The organism is Streptomyces sp. NPDC040718, from assembly GCF_055593565.1.
Map to the genome: position 1 here is coordinate 65,212 of NZ_JBVIXO010000020.1, position 19,149 is coordinate 84,360.

Genomic DNA, 19,149 nt, shown 5'->3' on the forward strand with positions numbered 1-19,149 from the left:
AGCGGCTGTTCACAAGCTCGGACGGAGACCCGTACGCGAAAGGCGACCATGATCAACCTTTTTCAGCCCCAGGTAGGGGCGGAGGAACTCGACGCGGTCGCCGGCGTGTTCCACGACCGCCGGCTCGGCAGCGGGCGGCGCACCAGGGCCTTCGAGGAGGCCTTCGCCGAACACCTGGGGATCCCCGCCGACCACGTCGTGTTCACCAGCTCCGGCACCACCGCCCTCCACCTGGCCGTCGAGACCCTCGACCTCCGCGACGGCGACGAGGTCGTCCTGCCCTCCATCGTGCTGCCCGCCACCGCCGAGGCCGTGGCCGGACGCGGCGGCCGCCCGGTCTTCTGCGACGTCGACCGCCGCACGCTCAACCCGTCCCTGGAGGACATCGAGGCCGTCCTCACCGACCGCACCCGGGCGGTCCTCCTGCTGCACTACGGCGGCCGCACCGGCGACGTCGTCCGCATCGCGGCGCGCTGCCGCGAGCTCGGCGTCCTCCTGATCGAGGACGGCGCCTGCTCCGTCGCCTCCAGCGTCGGCGGGGTGCCCGCCGGCACCTTCGGCGACCTGGCCGTCTGGAGCTTCGACCCGGGCCGGGTCATCGTCACCGGCGACGGCGGCATGGTGTACGCCAAGGACCCCGAACGGGCCGCGCGCACCAGGCTCCTCGCCCAGCGCGGCCTGGTCCGGGCCACCAGCTTCGGCCACGCCGCGGTGGGCTCCGGGGCGGGCCGGGCCCCCCTGCCCGAGTACGGCCGCGGCATCGTCGGCAACGACCTGACGGCCGCCATCGGCCAGGTACAGCTGCGCCGCCTCCCCGAGATGGTGGAGCGGCGCACCCGGATCGCCGAGCGCTACGACCGGGAACTGGCCGACACCGAGGGCCTGCTGACGCCCCCGCCGCTGCCCGAGGGCCAGCAGACCACCCACTGCCTCTACTGGGTGCAGCTCGACCCCGCGATCAAGGACAAGGTCGTCGGCGACCTCCTCGCCGAGGAGATCGACACCACCTCCCACTACGCCCCCCTGCACCGGTTCCGGCCGCAGGACAGCGCCGGGGAGCCCCCGGCCGCCCGGCTGCCCGCCTGCGACTGGGCCGTCGACCGCACCGTACGCCTGCCCCTGCACCCCGGCCTCAGCGACGAGGACGTGGCCGCCGTCATCGGCTCCCTGCGCAGGGCGGTACGGACGCGGCTCGCCGAAGCCGGCTCAGAAGAAGGACTCACCGTGAAGGACACCCCATGAACCGACGCGTCGTCATCACCGGGATCGGCGTGGTCGCACCCGGGGGAGTGGGCACCAAGGCGTACTGGGCCCGGCTCACCTCCGGCCGGACCGCGACCCGTGCCATCAGCCTCTTCGACGCCACGGGCTTCCGCTCCCGGATCGCCGCCGAGGTGGACTTCGACCCGCTCGCCCACGGCTTCACCCCCGAGGACGTCGCACGCCTCGACCGGGCCGCGCAGTTCGCCCTGGTCAGCACCGACGAGGCGATCCGCGACAGCGGCCTCGACACCGCGGCCCTGGACCCGACGCGCACGGGCGTCACCCTCGGCAGCGCGGTGGGCTGCACCACCGGCCTGGACATCGAGTACGAAGCGGTCAGCCGGGGTGGCTCCACCTGGCAGGTGGACCACACCCTCGCCGTCCCCCACCTGTTCGACTACTTCGTGCCCAGCTCGCTGGCGGCCGAAGTGGCCTGGCGGGTCGGCGCCCAGGGACCCGTCTCCCTGGTGTCCACCGGCTGCACCTCCGGGCTCGACTCCATCGGCCACGCCGTGGAGCTGATCCGCGAGGGCAGCGCCGACGTGATGGTCACCGGGGCCACCGAGGCCCCCATCTCGCCCATCACCGTGGCCTGCTTCGACGCCATCAAGGCCACCTCACCGCGCAACGACGACCCCGAGACCGCCTCCCGGCCCTTCGACGCCACCCGCAACGGCTTCGTCCTCGGCGAGGGCTCGGCGGTCCTCGTCCTGGAGGAGCTGGAGAGCGCCCGCCGGCGCGGCGCCCACGTGTACGCGGAGATCGCCGGCTTCGCCAGCCGCGGCAACGCCTACCACATGACGGGCCTGAAGGCCGAGGGCCGCGAGATGGCCGAGGCCATCACCGTCGCCCTCGACGAGGCCCGCCTGCCCGCCACCGCCGTCGACTACGTCAACGCCCACGGCTCCGGCACCAAGCAGAACGACCGGCACGAGACGGCCGCCTTCAAGCGCAGCCTCGGACAGCGCGCCTACGAGGTCCCGGTCAGCTCCATCAAGTCGATGATCGGCCACTCCCTCGGCGCCATCGGCTCCCTGGAGGTCGCCGCCAGCGCCCTGGCCATCGAGCACAACACGGTCCCGCCGACCGCCAACCTCCACACCCCCGACCCGACCTGCGACCTGGACTACATCCCGCTGACCGCACGCGAGCACCGCACCGACACCGTCCTCAGCGTCGGCAGCGGCTTCGGCGGCTTCCAGAGCGCCATGATCCTGACCCGTCCGCGTCTGGGAGATGCCGCATGAGCGCCGCCACCGCCACCGACACGGCCCCCGCCGTACCCGCCGCCAGGACCACCGCACCGGTCGTCACCGGCATCGGCGTCGCCGCCCCGAACGGCCTGGGCACCGAGGCCTGGTGGGCCGCCGTGCTGCGCGGCGAGAACGGCATCCGCCCCCTCACCCGCTTCGACGCCGGGCCGTACCCCGCCAAGGTCGCCGGCGAAGTCCCCGGCTTCGACGCCGCCGAGCACCTGCCCAGCCGGCTGCTCCCGCAGACCGACCAGGTCACCCGGCTCGCACTCACCGCGGCAGACGAGGCCCTCGCCGACGCGGACGTGGACCCGGCACGGTTGCCGGAGTTCGCGGCCGGAGTGATCACCGCCAACTCCGCGGGCGGCTACGAGTTCGGGCAGCGCGAGCTGGAGGCCCTGTGGAGCAAGGGCGGCCAGTACGTCAGCGCGTACCAGTCCTTCGCCTGGTTCTACGCCGTCAACAGCGGCCAGATCTCCATCAAGAACGGCATGCGCGGCCCCAACAGCGTCATCGTCAGCGAGCAGGCCGGCGGCCTCGACGCGGTCGCCCAGGCCCGCCGCCAGATCCGCAAGGGCATCCGGCTGGTCGTCACCGGCGGCATGGACTCCTCGCTCTGCCCCTGGGGCTGGACCGCCCACCTGGCCACCGGCGAGCTGAGCACCGCGCAGGACCCCGCCCGCGCCTACCGGCCCTTCTCCGCCGCCGCCGACGGGCACGTGGTCGGCGAAGGCGGCGCCCTGCTCATCCTGGAGGACGCCGACGCCGCCCGGGAACGGGGCGCCGAGCCCTACGGCACCGTCGCCGGGTACGCCGCCACCTTCGACCCGCCGCCCGGCTCCGGCGGTGCCCCCCGCCTCGGCGCCGCCGCGGCGCTCGCCCTGCGCGAGGCCGGGCTCACCCCCGCCGACGTCGACGTGGTCTTCGCCGACGCGGCCGGACGCCGCGACGCCGACCGGGACGAGGCCCGCGCCATCGCCGACCTCTTCGGGGAGTACGCGGTCCCCGTGACCGCGCCCAAGACCATGACGGGCCGCCTCGCCGCCGGGGGCTCCTCCCTCGACCTGGCCGCCGCCCTGCTCTCCCTGCGGGACGGGGTGATCCCGCCGACCGTCAACACCGGCCCGCCCGCCGAGGACTGCCCGATCGACCTGGTGACCGAGGTCCGCAGGCCCGAACGGCTGCGCACGGCCCTGGTCCTGGCCCGCGGCCGGGGCGGCTTCAACGCGGCCATGGTGCTCCGGGGCCGCTGACCCGCCCCGGCCCGGCCCCGCACGCCGACGGCCGCCGCCGACGCCCGGGCACGCGTACGCGCACGCGTGCCCGGCGTCCGCGGCGGCCGTCGGCGTGGCCGGTTCCAGTGCCCTTCCAAGCGGCCTCAACCGGGAATGAGGACCGTGGTACGCCGGGATCACCCCCGATCAGGAGGACAGCGCCGTGCCGATCTTCAGATACCCGGAACTGCCCCTCGACGGGCTGCTGCGCCGGGCCGCGCTGCGCGACCCCGACGCCTGCGCCGTACGCACCGCCCACGGCATGCGGACCTTCGCCGAACTCGACGCCCGCGCCGACCGCCACGCCGCCTACCTGGAGCACACCCTCGGCAGGCGCGGAGCCCGCGTCGGCATCGCCAACGCCCTCGGCGAGGAGTTCGCCGCCGCCTACTACGGCACCCTGCGCAGCGGCAACACCGCCGTCCTCCTCAACCCGCTCGTCCGGGCCGCCGGGCTGCGCCACATGTGCGAGGACGCCCGCGTCGAGATCGCCTTCGTCCCCACCGCCACCGCCGAGCTGCTCGTCAAGGCCGCCGACCGGCTGCCCCTGCTGCGCGCGGTCGTCGTCACCGACGCCCCCGACGGGATCGTGCCCGCCGACGCCGTCCCGCTGTGCGTCGCCCTGGACTCCGCGCCACGGCCCGAGCCCCGCACAACGGCCGCCTTCGACCCCGACACCGAAGCCTGCGTCCAGTTCACCACCGGTACCACGGGCCGCCCCAAGGGTGTCCGCCTGACCCACCGCAACCTCGTCGCCAACGCCGCGCAGACCGCCGCCGCCCATCACCTCGACGCCGGCTCGGTGACCCTGAACAACCTGCCGGTCTACCACCCCATGCACCTCAACTCGGCCGTCTACGCGGGCGCCTGCCAGGTGCTGTGCCCCTGCCCCCGCCCCGCCGCCGCCCTCGAACTGGCCGACCGCACCGGAGCCACCCACCTCTACACGGTCCCGGCCCGCCTGCACCAGCTCGCCGCCGACGTCCGCTTCGCCGAAGGCCCCCGCGGCGCCGGCCTGCCGCACCCCCTTCCCGGCCGGCCCGGCCGCCTGACCGCGGTCCTCTCCGGCGGCAGCGCCCTCGCCCCCGCCGACGCCCGGCTGCTCGGCGAACGGCTCGGCGTACCCGTCATCCAGGGCTACGGCATGGTCGAACTCTCCCCCCTCACCCACTCCCAGCGGCCCGACGGCCGCACCGGCGCCGGCACCGTCGGCGCGCCCGTGCCCGGCACCGAATGCCGCATCGCACACCCGGAGACCGGCCTCCCGCTCGGCCCCGGCGAGACCGGCCAGGTACAGGTGCGCGGCCCCCAGCTGATGGCCGGCTACCTCGGCGAGAGCGGACCCCCCGCCGACGCCGACGGCTGGTTCTCCACCGGGGACGCCGGCCGGATCGGCCCCGACGGCGAACTGTTCCTCGCCGACCGCCTCGACGACGTCTTCTCGTACGACAGCGAACTCGTCTCGCCCACCGCCGTCGAAGCCGTCCTCGCCGCCGACCCGCGCGTCGAGGACTGCGTCGTCGTCGGCTGGCCCGACCCCGTCCACGGAGCCCTCGTCTGGCTCGGCATCGTCCTCGCCGATCCGGCCGCCCCCGGACTCCTCGACGTACTCGACTCGATCGTCGAGACGGCCAACGAGCAGCTCGCCCCGCACGAGCAGATCCGCCGCGTGGAGGTCCTGGAAGCCGTCCCGCGCAACCCCTCCGGCAAGCCGGAGCGCCGCTCGCTGCGCCGCGGCCTGCGCCTGCGGGCGGCGGCCGAAGCCGCCGCCTGACCTCACGAGGGGCCGTGGACGGCCGGTGCAGCCGGGGTCCAGGGCACTTCGAGCGCTCCTCCGCCGACGCCCGCGATGGTCGGGAGCGAGGTTGAGAGAGGTGTGATCCGATGTCAGGTGAGCGTGTGCAGCACACGTCGTATTCGGTGGACGTCGCAGCCCCCGCGGGCGTGGTCTACGCGCTGATCGCGGACACCACCCAGTGGCCGCTGTTCGTCCCGCCCAGCGTCCACGTGGAGCGGCTGGACTTCGACGGGACCCGGGACCGCTTCGGCATGTGGGCGACCGCCAACGGGACGGTCACCTCCTGGGTCTCCCAGCGCTCCCTGGACCCCCGGCGGCGGACCATCGACTTCCACCAGGAGGTCCCGGCGGCCCCGGCGACCTCCATGGGCGGCCACTGGGCCGTCGAGGAGCTGGGCCCCGCCCGCTCCCGGCTGACCCTCCTGCACCGGTTCGCGGTCCGCGACGACGACCCGGCCGGCCGTGAGTGGCTCACCCGGGCCACCGACACCAACAGCCGGGCCGAACTGGACCAGCTGAAGGAGACCGCCGAACTGTGGGCGAAGCTCGACGGCCTGCTGCTGACCTTCGAGGAGTCGGTACGCGTCCACGGCCCGTCCGAGCTCGTCTACGACTTCCTGTACCGGGCCGGCGACTGGCCCGTCCACCTGCCCGAGATCACCCGGGCCGACGTGGTCGAGGACCGGCAGGGCGTCCAGCTGCTGGGCATGGACACCCGAGGCGCCGACGGCGCCACCGAGACCAGCGAATCGGTCCGGGTCTGTTTCCCGCACGCCGGCCGGATCGTCTTCAAGCAGACCCGCACCCCCCGGCTGCTGGCCGCGCACACCGGCGAATGGGCCGTCAACCCCGACGAGACCGGGGTCACCGCCGTCGCCACCCACCAGGTCCTGCTCCGCGAAGAGGACATCGAGCCCGTGCTCGGCCCCGGCGCCGACCTCACCCAGGCCCGGGACCACGTACGCCGCACCCTGGGCGGCGCGAGCACCCGCGTCCTGCACCTGGCCCGGCGGCACGCGGAGACGGCCGTCCGCAGCCTGATCCCGCAGCGGTGAACGCGGCCCCCGGCGACCGCCCGCCGCCGTCCGCCGCTCGGGCCGCCGTACCCCGGCCGTGGATCCACCCCGCCGCACCCCTCCAGCTCGACGTCCTCCTCGACGGCCTCACCCACCCGGGCCGGGGCCTGTACACCGAGCAGCTGCACTGGCGCTGGCACGGCCCGCTCGAAGCCGAGCGGTTCGCCCGCGCCTGGCAGACCGTCACCGACCAGGAAGCCGTCCTGCGCACCGGCCTCGCCGAGCCGGCCGCCGGGGCCGCGCCGCGGTTCGCCGTACACGCGTACGCGGCCCCGCTGATCACCCACCACGGCCCCGGCGGCACCGGTCCGCGGGACTGGGAGGCGCTCCTCGCCACCGAGCGGCTGCGCGAGTTCGACCTGACGCGGCCCGGCCCGCTGCGGATCGCCCTGCTCGGCACGGCGGACGGCGGCACGCGGGTGCTGCTCACCTACCACCGCGCACTGCTGGACCCGGTGGGCGCCCGCCGCCTGCTGGCCTCCTTCCACCGCGCCTACGCCGCCGAGGGCCCGCCCCGGGGCGGCGAGCGCCGGCCCGACCTGCGCGACCACCTCCGCTGGGTCGGTGCCCGGGACCTCGCCCCGGCCCGCGCGTTCTGGACCTGGGCCGCCCCGCCCGCCGGGAGCGTGACCCTGCCCGCCCTGGACCGGGGCCCCACCCACCAGCGCGGGCACGGCCGCACCCGCCAGCGCCTCACCCCGGCGGAGGCCGGCCGGCTGCGCGCCTGGGCCGCCCTGCTCGGCGCGGCCGAAAGCACCGCCCTGCAGGCCGCCTGGGCGCTGCTGCTGTACCGCGCGGGCGCCGGGGGCGCACCGGGCGCGGTGCCGGTGGCGTTCTCGGCGGCCGTCTCCGGGCGGGGCATCCCGCTGGAGGGGGCCGGGCAGCTTCCGGGCCCCCTCGGGAACGCGCTGCCGGTGGCGGTGGACGTGCACCCCGGGGCGACGGTGTCCGTGCTGCTGGGCGAACTGGCCGGCCGGGCCGTCGACCTCGCGGCGTACGAGTGGGTCTCGCCGGGGCAGATCCGGGGCTGGGCCCCCGGGAGCCCGCGCACGGAGTCGGTGCTCGCGTTCCTCCCGCCGGAGGACGGCGGGAGGAACGCCACCCCGCTGCCGGGGGCGTCGGGGCTTGCGGCGTCTGCGGCGTCTGCGGGTCTGTCCGGTCCGTCGGGTCCGTCGGGTCCGTCCGGTCCGGAGTCCGCCGAGGCCGTCGGGGCCCTCACCGGGATGCCGGTCGCCGTCACGGCCCGGCACGACCACGACGGCGGGCTGACGCTGACCGCCGCGCACGACCGGACGCGGATCACGGACGGGGACGCCGCCGAACTCCTCTGGCAGACCGCCCTGCTGCTGCGGCGGCTGCCACTGGAGGCCGGGCCCGACACCACCGTCGCCGAGGCGCTCGCGCCGCTGCACGGGGCGCCCCCGCCCCGAGCCGCACCGGACCCCGTGCCGGCCGCCCGGGTGCTGCGCCCGGCCGCCGCGGCCGGGGCCGGGCTGGTCTGCCTGGTCCCGCCCCCCGGCGCCGCCGAGGACTGCTACGACCGCCTCGCCGAACGCCACCGGGGGGCGCGGGCCCTGCTGACCACCGCACCGGACCCGGCCGCCGTCCTCGCCGCACTGGCCCCCGCCCTGGCCGCCGGGGAGCCCGTCGCCGTCGGCGGCCACCCGGGCGCGCGGGCCCTCGCGCACGAGGCCGCCCGCCGGGTCGCCGCGTACGGCTGGAGCCGCCCACCGGTGGTCGTCTCCGGCTCCGACCGCGCCCTCGCGAAGGCCCTGGCGGGACTTCCCCAGCGCGGTTCGAGCGGTCCTTGAAGGACCTTCAAGCGCCGGCGCGGACCTTGGTAGGGCCCTGTCACCGGGAGCGCCCAGCGCAGAGGGGAGCAGAGCCGTGCCGGCCCTCGCCCAACCGGAACCGCCGCACCTCCCGCACCTGTCACTCGACGGACTGCTCCGCCGAGCCGCCGAACGAGCTCCCGACGCCCCCGCGCTCCGCGTGGGCGCCCGGACGCTGACCTTCGGCGAACTCGACGCCCGGGCCGACCGGATCGCCGCCTTCCTGGAGTGCTCGGTCGGCCGCCGCGGAGCCCGCGTCGGGGTCGCCAACACCCTCGACGCGGACTTCGCCGCCGCCTACTACGGCACCGTCCGCAGCGGCAACACCGTCGTCCTGCTGAACCCGCTCGTCTCGCCCACCCGGCTCGCGAAGGTGCTGGGCGCGGCCGGAGCGGAACTCGCCTTCGTCCCCCGCGCCACCGCCGAACTGCTCGCCGACGCCGACAGCCGGCCGCCCTGTCTGTCGCTCGTCCTGGTCACCGGCGCCGGGGACGACCCCGTCCCCGGGGACACCGTCCCGGTGGACCTCGTCCTGGACGCCGTCGCCGCCGCCACCCACCGCGCGGCCCCCGGCGAACCCGCCGGTTTCGACCCCGACGCGGAGGTCTGCGTCCAGTTCACCACCGGCACCACCGGCCGCCCCAAGGGGGTGCGGCTGACCCACCGCAGCCTCGTCGCCAACGCCGCGCAGACCGCCGCCGCGCACGGCCTCGACGCCGGCTCCGTCACCCTCAACCACCTGCCGCTCCACCTGCCGATGCACCTCAACTCGGCCGTGTACGCGGGCGCCTGCCAGGTGCTGTGCCCCGACCCGGAGCCGCTGGTCTCGCTCGCCCTCGCCGAGAGCACCGGAGCCACCCACTACTACGGGCTGCCCGCCCGCCTGCACCGGCTCGCCGCCGACGAGCGCCTGCGCGGCCCCGCCGCCCTCCCCGGCGTCCCCGCGGGCCCCCGGCTGCGCGCCGTGCTGTCCGGCGGCAGCGCCCTGTCCCCGGACGCCGCCCGGATCCTGGGCGAGCGGCTCGGCGTACCCGTCCTCCAGGGCTACGGCCTCGCCGAACTCTCCCCGCTCACCCACTCGCAGAGCCCGGACCGGCCGGTGCCCGGCTCGGTGGGCACGCCCGTGCCCGGTACCGGGTGCCGCATCGTGCACCCGGACACCGGGGTGCCGCTGGGTCCGGGGGAGACCGGCGAAGTGCAGGTGCGGGGCCCCCAGCTGATGGCCGGCTACCTCGACGAGAGCGGCCCGCCCGCCGACGCGGACGGCTGGTTCTCCACCGGGGACGTCGGCCGGATCGGCCCCGGCGGAGAGCTGTTCCTCGTCGACCGGCTCGGCGACGTGTTCCTGCACGACGGCGAACTCGTCTCGCCCAGCGCGGTCGAGCGGATCCTCGGCTCCGACCCGCGGGTCGCCGAGTGCGCGGTCGTCGGCTGGCCCGACGCCGTGCACGGATCGGTCACCTGGGCCGGCATCGTGCTCCGCGACCGCGCGGCCGCCGGGCCCGCCGTACTGGAGGAGATCGCCGCCCGCGCCAACACCCGCCTGGCGCCCTACGAGCGGATCCGCCGCGTCGAGGCGATCGACGCCGTCCCGCGCACCCCCGTCGGCAAACCCGTACGCGGTGAGCTGCGCCGCACCGTCCGCACCCGCGCGGCCGCCGAAGCGGCGGCCTGACTCGACCGCGTGCCGTACGGCGGCCCGTACGGCGGCCCGTACGGCACCAAGGTCTCCGATCGTCCGACCAAAGTACCGTCCGCCGTCCGGACCCGCGGCGGGAAGGGATCATGAAGGTAACGTCCGATCCGTGCCCCACTTCACGACAGCTCCCCGGCCCGTTCCCGTACGGAGGAGTCCACGGGACTGGACCGTGGACGCCCTCCTGTTCCTGCTCGCGGTGGCCTACGCCGCGGCGACCGCGCGGAGCCGCATGCACTCGGCCCCGGGACCGGGGCCCGACTGGACGGACCTGGAGCCGGTGGCCGGCGCGCTCGCCTGCGGCCTGCTGTGGCTGCGCCGCAGCAGGCCGGCCGGGGCCGCGTGCGTGCTGATCGCCCTCTCGGTGCCGTTCGCGAGCGCCGCGGGCGCCATGCTCGCGGCGCTCTTCACCGTGGCCGTGCACCGCGCGCCGCGCACCGCCCTGACCGTCTACGCGGCCAGGCCGGTGCTGTCTCCGGCCGTCATGCGGCGGCTCATCGACAAGGTCGTGTCCCTGCCCGAGGACGGGGGCCGGCAGGGCGTCGAGGAGCGGCTGGCGGTCCTCAACGAGCGCGAGCGGGCGGTGGCCCTCGGCATCGGCCAGGGCAAGTCGAACGCGGAGATCGGCGCGGCGCTCCATCTCGGTGTCTCCACGGTCAAGACCCACGTCTCGGGGATCCTGGCCAAACTCGGCCTCGACAACCGGGTGCAGGTCGCGCTCTACGTGCACGACGCCGGACAATGGGAAGACCGCTCCTGACGCCGGTCCGTGAAGGTTCGTCAATTCCCCGCCCGGAATTCCACCGGTGATCGAAAACATGGTCGCCGCGAACCTGCCCGGATGACACAATCAACCCGCTCCGGAAAAAACAGGAGGTATCCCATGTCCGATACGCCGGAAAACGAAGCCGACGAGGCCGTCGAGGCCGTCGAGCCCGATGACAAGGCCAGGTTTCGCGAGGCCCTGGAGCGCAAGGCCCCCGCCACCCGCTCGCAGCAGGCGCACAACGCGGGCGGCCTGAAGCTCAAGGGCGGCAGCGGACCCACCGGCCAGGGACGGACCTTCCGCCGCAAGGCCGGCTGAGCCGGCCCCTGGCACCGAGACCGGGCTGCCGCGATCCGAACCCCCGTCGGATCGCGGCAGCCTTTTCGTGTTCCCGCACCGCCCGGGAACAGGGCGTCAGGCGGCGAGGGCGGTGGCCGGGGCGGCGGCGGCCGCACGCCGCCGCGCGGTGACCGCCACCGCCGCGGCGGTCGCCGCGCCGAGCAGCAGGACCGCGGCGAGGGCGAGGAGGGTCGCCGCGTCCGGGTGGGCCGGGGACTGGCCGCGCCAGGCCTGCCAGGTCACCACCGCGACCAGCCCGCCGTAGCCGAGGGCGGCGCTGCCGACCAGGCGGGCGCGCACCTTCTCGTCGCGCAGCCAGACGTGCTTCGCGGCCAGGGCGGCCAGTACGGCGGCGACCAGCAGGAGCACCTGGATGCCGTGCAGGGCGAAGAAGTGCGGGACCCGGAAGTCGCCGCCGGTCGTGCTCCAGCCGGTCAGCGGCATTCCGTGGCCGTCGGGGTCGCCGATGCCGTGGCCCTGGTACATCGGCACGGCGCGGCCGTTGGCGTCGGTCACCGTACGGGCGTGGATCTCCGTCGTCATCCAGAAGACCGGCACGAGCATTCCGAAGGTGGCCAGCGCCAGCCCGGCGCGGACGGCCCGGTTCAGCGCGGCGCCGCCGCCGCGCTGGAGGAGTACGACGACCGCCAGTACCAGTTGCGCGATGACGATCACCATCACGCCGAAGGTGAGTACGGGGACCAGGGCGCGGGTGACCGGGTCGCCCTGGTCGGCGTTGAAGTGGCTGAAGGTGCCGCGTGCCGCCTGGACGGTGATGGCGCCGACCTCCGCCGTCGCGGCCACCGCGAAGACGGTTCCGAACCACTGGCCGACCCGTCGGCCCCTGCGGAGCTTCGTCAGCAGCCACGCCAGCGTGCCGGCGTAGAGGGCGAAGGCGAAGCCGAACTTGAGGGGCTTGACCCACACCGGCTCGTCCAGCAGCGTCCGGCCGTCGACCGCGAGCCCCGCACCGGAGACGAGGACCAGGCCGAGCATGAGCGCGCCGCAGACCACCAGGGGGCGGTGCCAGGTGCGCAGCGGGGTGAGGAAGGACGTCATCGCGGGCTCCTTGTTTCGCAGATGACTGAAAGCTAATTAGCTTTCAGTCAATCGTCAATGAATTGGTCGAAGCGATTTGCAAAGAGGCAGGTCAGGGTGCTGTTATTTTGCAATGGGGTGAAGGCAAATGCAAACGCAAGGTCGATTGTTTGCAATGAGCTGCCTGCGAAAGCAATACTGGGGCCGACGCGGACCGATATGACGACGGAGGTGGCACGTGCCCGGAGGCCGGCTGACGCACGAGGAACGGCGGGAGATCGCCCAGGGGTTGGCGGCGGGCCACACCTACTCGGAGATCGCCGCCCGGCTGGACCGGCCCGTCTCCACCGTCACCCGGGAGGTGGCCCGCAACGGTGGCGCGGGCGCCTACCGGGCCGACGCGGCGCACCGGGCGACCGCCGGGCGCGCCAGGCGGCGCGCGCAGGCCCCGGCCCAGGCCCCGGCCGCCCCGGGTGTGGAGGACGCGCACGGGCGCGACCCCGAGGCCGTGCGCGAACTGGAGGAGCAGTTCACCGCGATGATGGTCGGCAGCGGCCTGCCGCGCATGACGGCCCGGGTGCTGACCTGCCTGTACGTCACCGACGGCGGGAGCCTGACCGCCACCGAGCTCGCCCGGCGCCTCCAGGTCAGCGCGGCGTCCGTCTCCAAGGCCGTCGGGGAACTCGAACAGCAGGAACTCATCAGGCGCGAACGCGACCCGGGACGGCGGCGCGACCGCTACGTCATCGACGCCGACGCCTGGTTCCGCGGCTGGATGGCCAGCGCCCGGCAGAACACCACGCTGGCCGACTTCGCCCGCCGCAGCGCCCGGACCCTCGGGACGTCCACGCCCGCGGGCACGCGCATGCAGGACATCGGCGACTTCTTCGAGCACGTCGGCCGGGCCATGGTCCAGGCGGCGGAGGAGTGGCGGCGGGGCAGTGCCCCGTAGCGTTCAGTTTTCGTCTGTTGCAACGTCAGGGTGGTGTTCGTTGCGTTGAATTCAGGCTTGGTGCAACGATTGCAGGGCTCTGGCCTGCGGTGATGGTGGTTCTTCGCAACGGGTGTGTTGCTGGGTTGTTGAACGCGACGTAGCGTTCAGGTCGTCGGAAACAGCGAGTGACAGAGACCGAAGGAAGAGAAGCCATGCAGAAGTTCGCCACCGCCGCCGCGATCGCCGCCGTCCTGGACGTCCCGGCCGGGAACATCCGCTTCATCGCCGCCGACCGCGCCGACACCACGGTCGAGGTCCTGCCGGCCAACGCCTCCAAGAGCCGTGACGTGAAGGCCGCCGAGGAGACGTCCGTGGAGTTCCGGGACGGTGTCCTGCGGATCATCGCCCCGCGCAAGAGCCAGGTGTTCGGGGCTTCGGGTGCGGTGGAGGTGACGGTGCAGCTGCCGGCCGGCTCCAGTGTGGAGGCGAGGACGGCCAGTGCCGAGTTCCGCGGTGTCGGCCGGCTGGGCGAGGTGTCCCTGGAGAGCGCGCACGGCACGGTCAAGCTCGACGAGGCCGCGGGTGTCCGCCTGGCCCTGGCCGCGGGTGACATCGCGGTCGGCCGGCTGGGGGGCTCGTCGGACATCCGCACCCAGAAGGGGAACCTGACGGTCGCCGAGGCCACCGGCGGCACCGTCACCCTGCGCACCGAGCACGGCGACATCAGCGTCGGCGCCGCCCGGGGCGTCTGCGCTTCCCTGGACGCCGGCACCTCCTACGGCCGCATCAGCAACGCCCTCCAGAACACCGGCGAAGGCGCCGCCCTCACCATCCACGCCACCACCGCCTACGGCAACATCACCGCCCTCACCGCCTGAACACGGCCCTGCTCCTCAGGCCCCGCTCCCGCGGGGCCGCAGGACGTCCCGCAGCACCCCGCGCGGCAGGCCCCGCCGCCTGCGCTCGCGCGGGTAGCCGATCGACACCTCGTCGAAGCGCACCCCGTCGTGGTACGTCGTACGCGGGATGTGCAGGTGCCCGTACACCACGGCCGCCGCCCGGTAGCGCAGGTGCCAGTCCGCCGTCAGCGTCGTCCCGCACCACTGCGCGAACTGCGGGTAGCGCAGGATGTCGGTGGGCTCCCGCACCAGCGGGTAGTGGTTGACCAGCACGGTCCCCAGCGCCGGGTCCACCTCGTCCAGGCGGGCCGCCGTCGCCGCCACCCTGGCCCGGCACCAGCCGTCCATGCCCGGGTACGGATCCGGGTGCAGCAGGAACTCGTCCGTGCACACCACCCCCGACGCGTGGGCGGCGGCGAGGGACTGCTCCTTCGTCAGCTCCGGGTCGCGGAAGGAGTAGTCGTAGTGCGTGAACAGCGGAGCCACCACCACCGGCCCGCCGGGCCCCTCCCACACCGGGTACGGGTCCTCCGGCGTGAGCACCCCGAGCCTCCGGCACATCTCCACCAGGTACCGGTAGCGCGGCTCCCCGCGCAACTGCACCGGGTCGTCCGCCGGCGTCCACAGGTCGTGGTTCCCGGGGGTCCACACCACCCGCGCGAACCGCTCGCGCAGCAGCCCGAGCGCCCACTCGATCTCGGACGCTGTCTCGCTGACGTCCCCCGCCACCAGCAGCCAGTCCCCGGGCGACCCGGGCACGACCTCCTCCTCCAGCAGCCGGCGGTTCTCCGCGTGCACCACGTGCAGGTCGGACACGGCCATCAGCCGGCCCGCCGGCGCCGCCATCAGCCGGCCACCTTCCGCAGCCAGCCGTCCACCGTGTCCGCGACGGCCCCCGCGTCCGCGCCCAGCAGCGAGAAGTGGTCGCCCGCCACCTCGGCCAAGTGGTCCGCGTACTCCCAGCCGCCCGCGGCCGAGGCCGCGGACGCCGAGGCGCGCACCAGCAGCGTGGGCGCCGACGCCGGCTCCGGCGTCCAGTCGGCGAACACCCTCAGGTGCCCGCCCATCGCGAGCAGCGCCGCGTCACCGGGCACCCCGGGCGGGCCGTCCGTACCCAGCAGGTGTTCCGTCAGCACCGCCGGCCCGCGCCGGTTCCCGCCCCGCGCGTACGTGTCGAGCAGCACCACCGCCGCCGCCTCACGGCCGATCTCCAGCAGCTCCCGGGCCACGGCGTGCGCGATCCACCCGCCGGACGCGTGCCCCAGCAGCACGGGCCGCGCGGCGCCCGCCGCCTCGGCCACCGCCTCCGCCTGGGCCCGCACCAGCGCCTGCCGGCTGCGCGGCAGCACCCCGTCGCCGGCGAAACCCGGGTGCGCCAGCACCGTCAGGCCCCGCCGCCCGTCCAGGGCCGCCGCCAGCGCGAGGAACTCGTCCGGGCCGGACGCCGCGCCCAGCGAGGGGAACGCGAACAGCCCCGCCGCCCCCTCCCGCCCGGCCGCCAGCCGCACCGCAGCCGGCCAGCGCGCCACCCCCGACCGGGAGTCGTAGCCGGGCAGCAGCTCGGCCGCCGCCATCAGCAGCGCCACGCCCTCGGCGGTACGGCCCTGCGCGTGCGCCCCGCGCAGCAGCCCCGCGAAGGTGCCCCCGCCCGGCCCACCCGGCGGAGCCCCCTCGTCGGCCCGCCGGCTGGCGGCCCGGCGCGGCCGCCGGACGGGCTCGGCGGCCTCCGCCGCCCGCTCCCACGCCAGCGCCAGCGGGGTGACGGGCCGGCCGTCCGGCCCGCCCGGCAGCTCGGACAGGGTCACGGTCGCCGCGGCCACCGGACCGCCCTCCGCGTCGGCCAGCTCCAGCGCCACCACCCCGGACGCGCCGCGCACGGCACGCACCCGCAGGGAGGTCGCCCCGGTCGCGTACAGGGCCGTGTCCCGCCACACCCGCGCCGACAGCGGCTCCGGCGCCGACGCCAGCACGGGGTGCAGCGCCGCCTCCAGCAGCGCGGGGTGCAGGGCGTACGGCTGCCCGTGCAGCGCGGCCGGCAGCAGGACCTCCGCGAGGAACTCCTCGCCCCGCCGCCAGGCCCGCTCCACCGCGGGGTGCTCCCCGGCCCCCTCCAGCGGCTCCGCCTCGGCCGGCGGCCACTGCGCCAGGGTGAAGGACGGGGCCCGGCCCGGGGCCAGAACGGCCGTCAGGTGCCGCACCCACGGCTCCTCCGGGTCGGCGGCCCCGGCCCGCGAGACCACCGTCAGCCGCCGCCGGCCGGCTGCGTCGGGGGCCTGCGCCAGCAGCTGGAGCAGCACCCCGCCCCGTGCGGGCAGCGTCAGCGCCGCCTCCGCGGCGGCCTCCTCGACCTCCGGCGCGCCGACCGCGCCGCCCACCGCGAGCGCCGCCTCCACCAGCGCCTGCGCCGGCACGCGGCCGGACGCGGCGAACTCCGGGTGGCTGCGCGCCGAGACCGTGCCGGTGAACAGGACGGCCCCCGCCTCCGGGAGGTCCAGCCGCCACGCGGCCAGCGGATGCCCGGTCGCGGTCATCCCCGTCGCGGCCGGGCCCGCCGTCCCGGGGGTGTCGGCCCCGGCCGGTCCGGGCCGGTCAGCCGGCCGCGCCCGCACGGACCCGCCGGCCGGGTACCGCCCCGCCCGGGCGGCGGGGCCCTGGCCCGGCCGGCGGTCCTCGCGCCGGAAGGGGTACGCGGGCAGGCCGTACAGCGGCGCCCCGGCGGGGATCCCCAGCGGCAGCCGGCCGAGGACGCCGTGCGCGTACAGGGTCGCGGTCGCCGTGAGCAGCGCCCGGACCTCGTCGCCCCGGCGGCACAGGGCGGGCACGACGACGGTGGCGCCCCCGTCGGCGAGGCAGGGCCGGGCCATGCCCGCGAGGGCGCCGCCGGGGCCCAACTCCAGTACGGCGGTGGCGCCTTCGGACTCCAGGGTGCGGACGGCGTCCTGGAACCGGACGGTCTCTCGGACGTGGCCGACCCAGTAGTCCGGGTGCGCGACCTCATCGGTGACGATGCCGCCGGTGAGCGCGGAGACGAAGGCGATCCGGGGCCGCCGGAAGTCCAGGTCCGCGATGGCCCGCCGGAACTCCTCCAGCATCGGGTCCATCAGCGGCGAGTGGAAGGCGTGCCCCGACCGCAGCGTCCTGGACTTGACGTCCTGCTCGGCCAGCCGTCCCACGACGGCCCGGACGGCTTCGCGGGCACCGGAGACGACGACCTCCCGGGGCCCGTTGACGGCGGCGAGCGCCGTGCCAGGCACCAGCAGCGGGGCGACCTCCTCCGCGCCCGTCCGGACGGCGACCATGAGCCCGGCCTCGGGCAGGGCCTCCATCAGCCGTCCGCGCGCGGTGACGAGCACGGCCGCGTCCTGGAGGGACAGCACCCCGGACACGTGGGCGGCGGCGATCTCGCCGGCCGAGTGCCCGCCGACGAACTCGGGCACGACCCCCCACGACTCGACGAGCCGGTAGAGCGCGACCTCGACGGCGAACAGGGCGGCCTGCGCGGTCCCGGTGCGGCTCAGGGCACCGGCAGCGGCGTCGTCGTCGCCGAAGACGGCCTCCCGGACCCCGCCGCCGAGTTCGGCGCACACCTCGTCGAGGGCGGCGGCGAACACGGGGAAGGCCTCGTACAGCCCGCGGCCCGTCCCCGGCCGCAGGCCGTCCTCGCCGGTGAACAGGACGGCCAGGTCCCGCGGCCGCGCCGCGGTCCCGCGCACCAGCCCCGCGGCCCGCCGGTCCCGGGCGAGGGCCTCCAGTCCGCGCACCAGCTCCTCCCGGTCCGCGGCGACGACCACCGCCCGGTGCGCGAAGGCCGTACGCGTGGTGGCGAGCGCCCGGCCCAGCGCCCCCGGCCGCGCGTCGGCGTGCTCGCCCAGCCAGGCCAGCAGCCGCCGGGCCTGGGCGCGCAGGCCCTCCGGGGTGGTGCCGGAGACGGTGTACGGCAGCGGGTGCGCGGTCCCGTAGTCCGCCCCGTCGGCCCCGGTGCCGGCGGCCGGGGCCGTACGCGGTGCCTCCTCCAGGACGACGTGGCAGTCCGGGCCGCCCGTACCGCAGGAGCTGACGCCCACGACGGGCCGCCGGCCGGACGCCCCGGCGCGCCCGCCCGGCGCCGGCGCGCGGCGGTCCCGGCCCGCGCCCGGCAGCGCCCCGATCAGGTCCGTGATGCCCACCGCGCCGTGCGGTTCGACGTACCGGACCTCGCGCGGGCCGACGCCGGCCCGCTCGCAGACCCGGCGCAGCACGTCCTCCCCGCCCGGCCGGCCGTCGCCGTCGGGCGCGGCCGGCCCCGTACCGCCGCCCTCGTCGACGCCGCTGCCCGCGATGACGCCGAGCACCCGGTCGCCGTCGGCCAGGGCCCGGGCGAGGGGTTTGAGGACGAGGACGCCGCCGCCCTCGCAGCGTACGGAGCCGCGGGCGCGGGCCCCGGCGCCCGGCCCGCCGGGGCCGGCCGCCGCGACGGACGCGCCCGGGACCGGTTCGGGACCGAGCCCGCCGACCAGGGCGACGTCGCACTCGCCGCCGCGCAGGCTCTCGCACGCCAGGTGCACGGCCACGAGCGAGGAGGAACGGCCGGTGTACACGGTCGTGCTCGGACCGCGCAGCCCCAGCAGGCCGCCGGTGCGGTGGCCGATGGTCTCCGGGCCGCGCTGGTACGACGGCGCGGTGTGCCCGTCCCGCACGGCGCCCACGAACACGCCGACGCGCTCGCCGCGCAGCGACCCGGGCACGATCCCCGCGTGTTCGAGGGCCTCCCAGCACAGCTCCAGCATCAGCCGCCGGCGCGGGCCCATCGACGCGGCCTCGCGCGGGGAGACCCCGAAGAAGGCCGGGTCGAAGTCGTCGGCGGTGTCGTCCCGCGGCCGCCACGGGGCGTCGGGGTCCGGGGCCTTCGGGAGGCGGCAGGACAGGCCGAGGACCGCGATCCGGTCGTCCGGGGGCACGGTGACGTCCGGGAGCGGACCACGAGCGTCTTCAGGCATTTCTT

The 19,149-nt window shown here is 76.0% G+C and carries 14 protein-coding genes; 11 read left to right on the forward strand and 3 right to left on the reverse strand.

Annotated features, from left to right (window positions below; all coding sequences use genetic code 11):
* Positions 1-48 precede the first annotated feature (48 nt).
* From ACZ597_RS32710 to ACZ597_RS32750, 9 genes are all read left to right on the forward strand, one after another.
* Positions 49-1,242, forward strand: a complete 1,194-nt coding sequence (locus ACZ597_RS32710; RefSeq protein WP_471338439.1) for a DegT/DnrJ/EryC1/StrS family aminotransferase — start codon at positions 49-51, stop codon at positions 1,240-1,242.
* On the forward strand, positions 1,239-2,510 hold the full coding sequence (locus ACZ597_RS32715) for a beta-ketoacyl-[acyl-carrier-protein] synthase family protein (protein ID WP_471338444.1): 1,272 nt from the start codon (positions 1,239-1,241) through the stop codon (positions 2,508-2,510). Before ACZ597_RS32710 ends, ACZ597_RS32715 begins: the two co-directional genes overlap by 4 nt.
* Positions 2,507-3,769 (forward strand): ketosynthase chain-length factor, encoded by a 1,263-nt coding sequence (locus tag ACZ597_RS32720; protein WP_471338448.1) that lies wholly within the window; start codon positions 2,507-2,509, stop codon positions 3,767-3,769. The genes ACZ597_RS32715 and ACZ597_RS32720 overlap by 4 nt, the downstream gene beginning before the upstream one ends.
* A gap of 184 nt (positions 3,770-3,953) precedes the next feature.
* Positions 3,954-5,564 (forward strand): class I adenylate-forming enzyme family protein, encoded by a 1,611-nt coding sequence (locus ACZ597_RS32725; RefSeq protein WP_471338452.1) that lies wholly within the window; start codon positions 3,954-3,956, stop codon positions 5,562-5,564.
* Positions 5,565-5,674: 110 nt separating this feature from the next.
* A complete protein-coding gene (locus ACZ597_RS32730; protein WP_471338453.1) occupies positions 5,675-6,643 on the forward strand; it encodes an aromatase/cyclase in 969 nt (322 codons plus the stop codon).
* On the forward strand, positions 6,640-8,475 hold the full coding sequence (locus ACZ597_RS32735) for a condensation domain-containing protein (RefSeq protein ID WP_471338457.1): 1,836 nt from the start codon (positions 6,640-6,642) through the stop codon (positions 8,473-8,475). The genes ACZ597_RS32730 and ACZ597_RS32735 overlap by 4 nt, the downstream gene beginning before the upstream one ends.
* 76 nt (positions 8,476-8,551) lie before the next feature.
* A complete protein-coding gene (locus tag ACZ597_RS32740) occupies positions 8,552-10,171 on the forward strand; it encodes a class I adenylate-forming enzyme family protein (protein ID WP_471338462.1) in 1,620 nt (539 codons plus the stop codon).
* A gap of 193 nt (positions 10,172-10,364) precedes the next feature.
* A complete protein-coding gene (locus tag ACZ597_RS32745; RefSeq protein WP_471338465.1) occupies positions 10,365-10,952 on the forward strand; it encodes a helix-turn-helix transcriptional regulator in 588 nt (195 codons plus the stop codon).
* A 123-nt stretch (positions 10,953-11,075) separates the two neighbouring features.
* Positions 11,076-11,276, forward strand: a complete 201-nt coding sequence (locus ACZ597_RS32750; protein WP_471338468.1) for a DUF5302 domain-containing protein — start codon at positions 11,076-11,078, stop codon at positions 11,274-11,276.
* 96 nt (positions 11,277-11,372) lie between these two features.
* Here the strand turns inward: ACZ597_RS32750 and ACZ597_RS32755 are convergent, their stop codons facing one another.
* The gene (locus ACZ597_RS32755; protein WP_471338471.1) at positions 11,373-12,356 is read right to left on the reverse strand and encodes a hypothetical protein; all 984 of its coding nucleotides are present in this window, start codon (positions 12,354-12,356) and stop codon (positions 11,373-11,375) included.
* 217 nt (positions 12,357-12,573) lie between these two features.
* Here ACZ597_RS32755 and ACZ597_RS32760 point away from each other — a divergent pair, with 217 nt between their 5' ends.
* Together ACZ597_RS32760 and ACZ597_RS32765 are read left to right on the forward strand one after the other, a co-directional pair.
* Entirely contained in the window at positions 12,574-13,287 is a 714-nt protein-coding gene (locus tag ACZ597_RS32760) for a GbsR/MarR family transcriptional regulator (protein ID WP_471338473.1), read from the forward strand.
* 194 nt (positions 13,288-13,481) lie between these two features.
* Positions 13,482-14,147, forward strand: coding sequence for a DUF4097 family beta strand repeat-containing protein (locus tag ACZ597_RS32765; protein ID WP_471338475.1), 666 nt, complete (start codon positions 13,482-13,484; stop codon positions 14,145-14,147).
* Between the two features lie 15 nt (positions 14,148-14,162).
* Here the strand turns inward: ACZ597_RS32765 and ACZ597_RS32770 are convergent, their stop codons facing one another.
* Together ACZ597_RS32770 and ACZ597_RS32775 are read right to left on the reverse strand one after the other, a co-directional pair.
* A complete protein-coding gene (locus ACZ597_RS32770; RefSeq protein ID WP_471338477.1) occupies positions 14,163-15,014 on the reverse strand; it encodes a metallophosphoesterase family protein in 852 nt (283 codons plus the stop codon).
* A complete protein-coding gene (locus tag ACZ597_RS32775; RefSeq protein WP_471338479.1) occupies positions 15,014-19,144 on the reverse strand; it encodes a type I polyketide synthase in 4,131 nt (1,376 codons plus the stop codon). The genes ACZ597_RS32770 and ACZ597_RS32775 overlap by 1 nt, the downstream gene beginning before the upstream one ends.
* Positions 19,145-19,149: the final 5 nt, after the last annotated feature.

Coding starts and splice junctions, on each gene's coding strand:
- ACZ597_RS32775 (WP_471338479.1), bottom strand. CDS start 19,144: ATGCCTGAAGACGCTCGTGGTCCGCTCCCGGACGTCACCGTGCCCCCG.
- ACZ597_RS32770 (WP_471338477.1), bottom strand. CDS start 15,014: ATGGCGGCGCCGGCGGGCCGGCTGATGGCCGTGTCCGACCTGCACGTG.
- ACZ597_RS32730 (WP_471338453.1), top strand. CDS start 5,675: ATGTCAGGTGAGCGTGTGCAGCACACGTCGTATTCGGTGGACGTCGCA.
- ACZ597_RS32710 (WP_471338439.1), top strand. CDS start 49: ATGATCAACCTTTTTCAGCCCCAGGTAGGGGCGGAGGAACTCGACGCG.
- ACZ597_RS32750 (WP_471338468.1), top strand. CDS start 11,076: ATGTCCGATACGCCGGAAAACGAAGCCGACGAGGCCGTCGAGGCCGTC.
- ACZ597_RS32715 (WP_471338444.1), top strand. CDS start 1,239: ATGAACCGACGCGTCGTCATCACCGGGATCGGCGTGGTCGCACCCGGG.
- ACZ597_RS32720 (WP_471338448.1), top strand. CDS start 2,507: ATGAGCGCCGCCACCGCCACCGACACGGCCCCCGCCGTACCCGCCGCC.
- ACZ597_RS32755 (WP_471338471.1), bottom strand. CDS start 12,356: ATGACGTCCTTCCTCACCCCGCTGCGCACCTGGCACCGCCCCCTGGTG.
- ACZ597_RS32765 (WP_471338475.1), top strand. CDS start 13,482: ATGCAGAAGTTCGCCACCGCCGCCGCGATCGCCGCCGTCCTGGACGTC.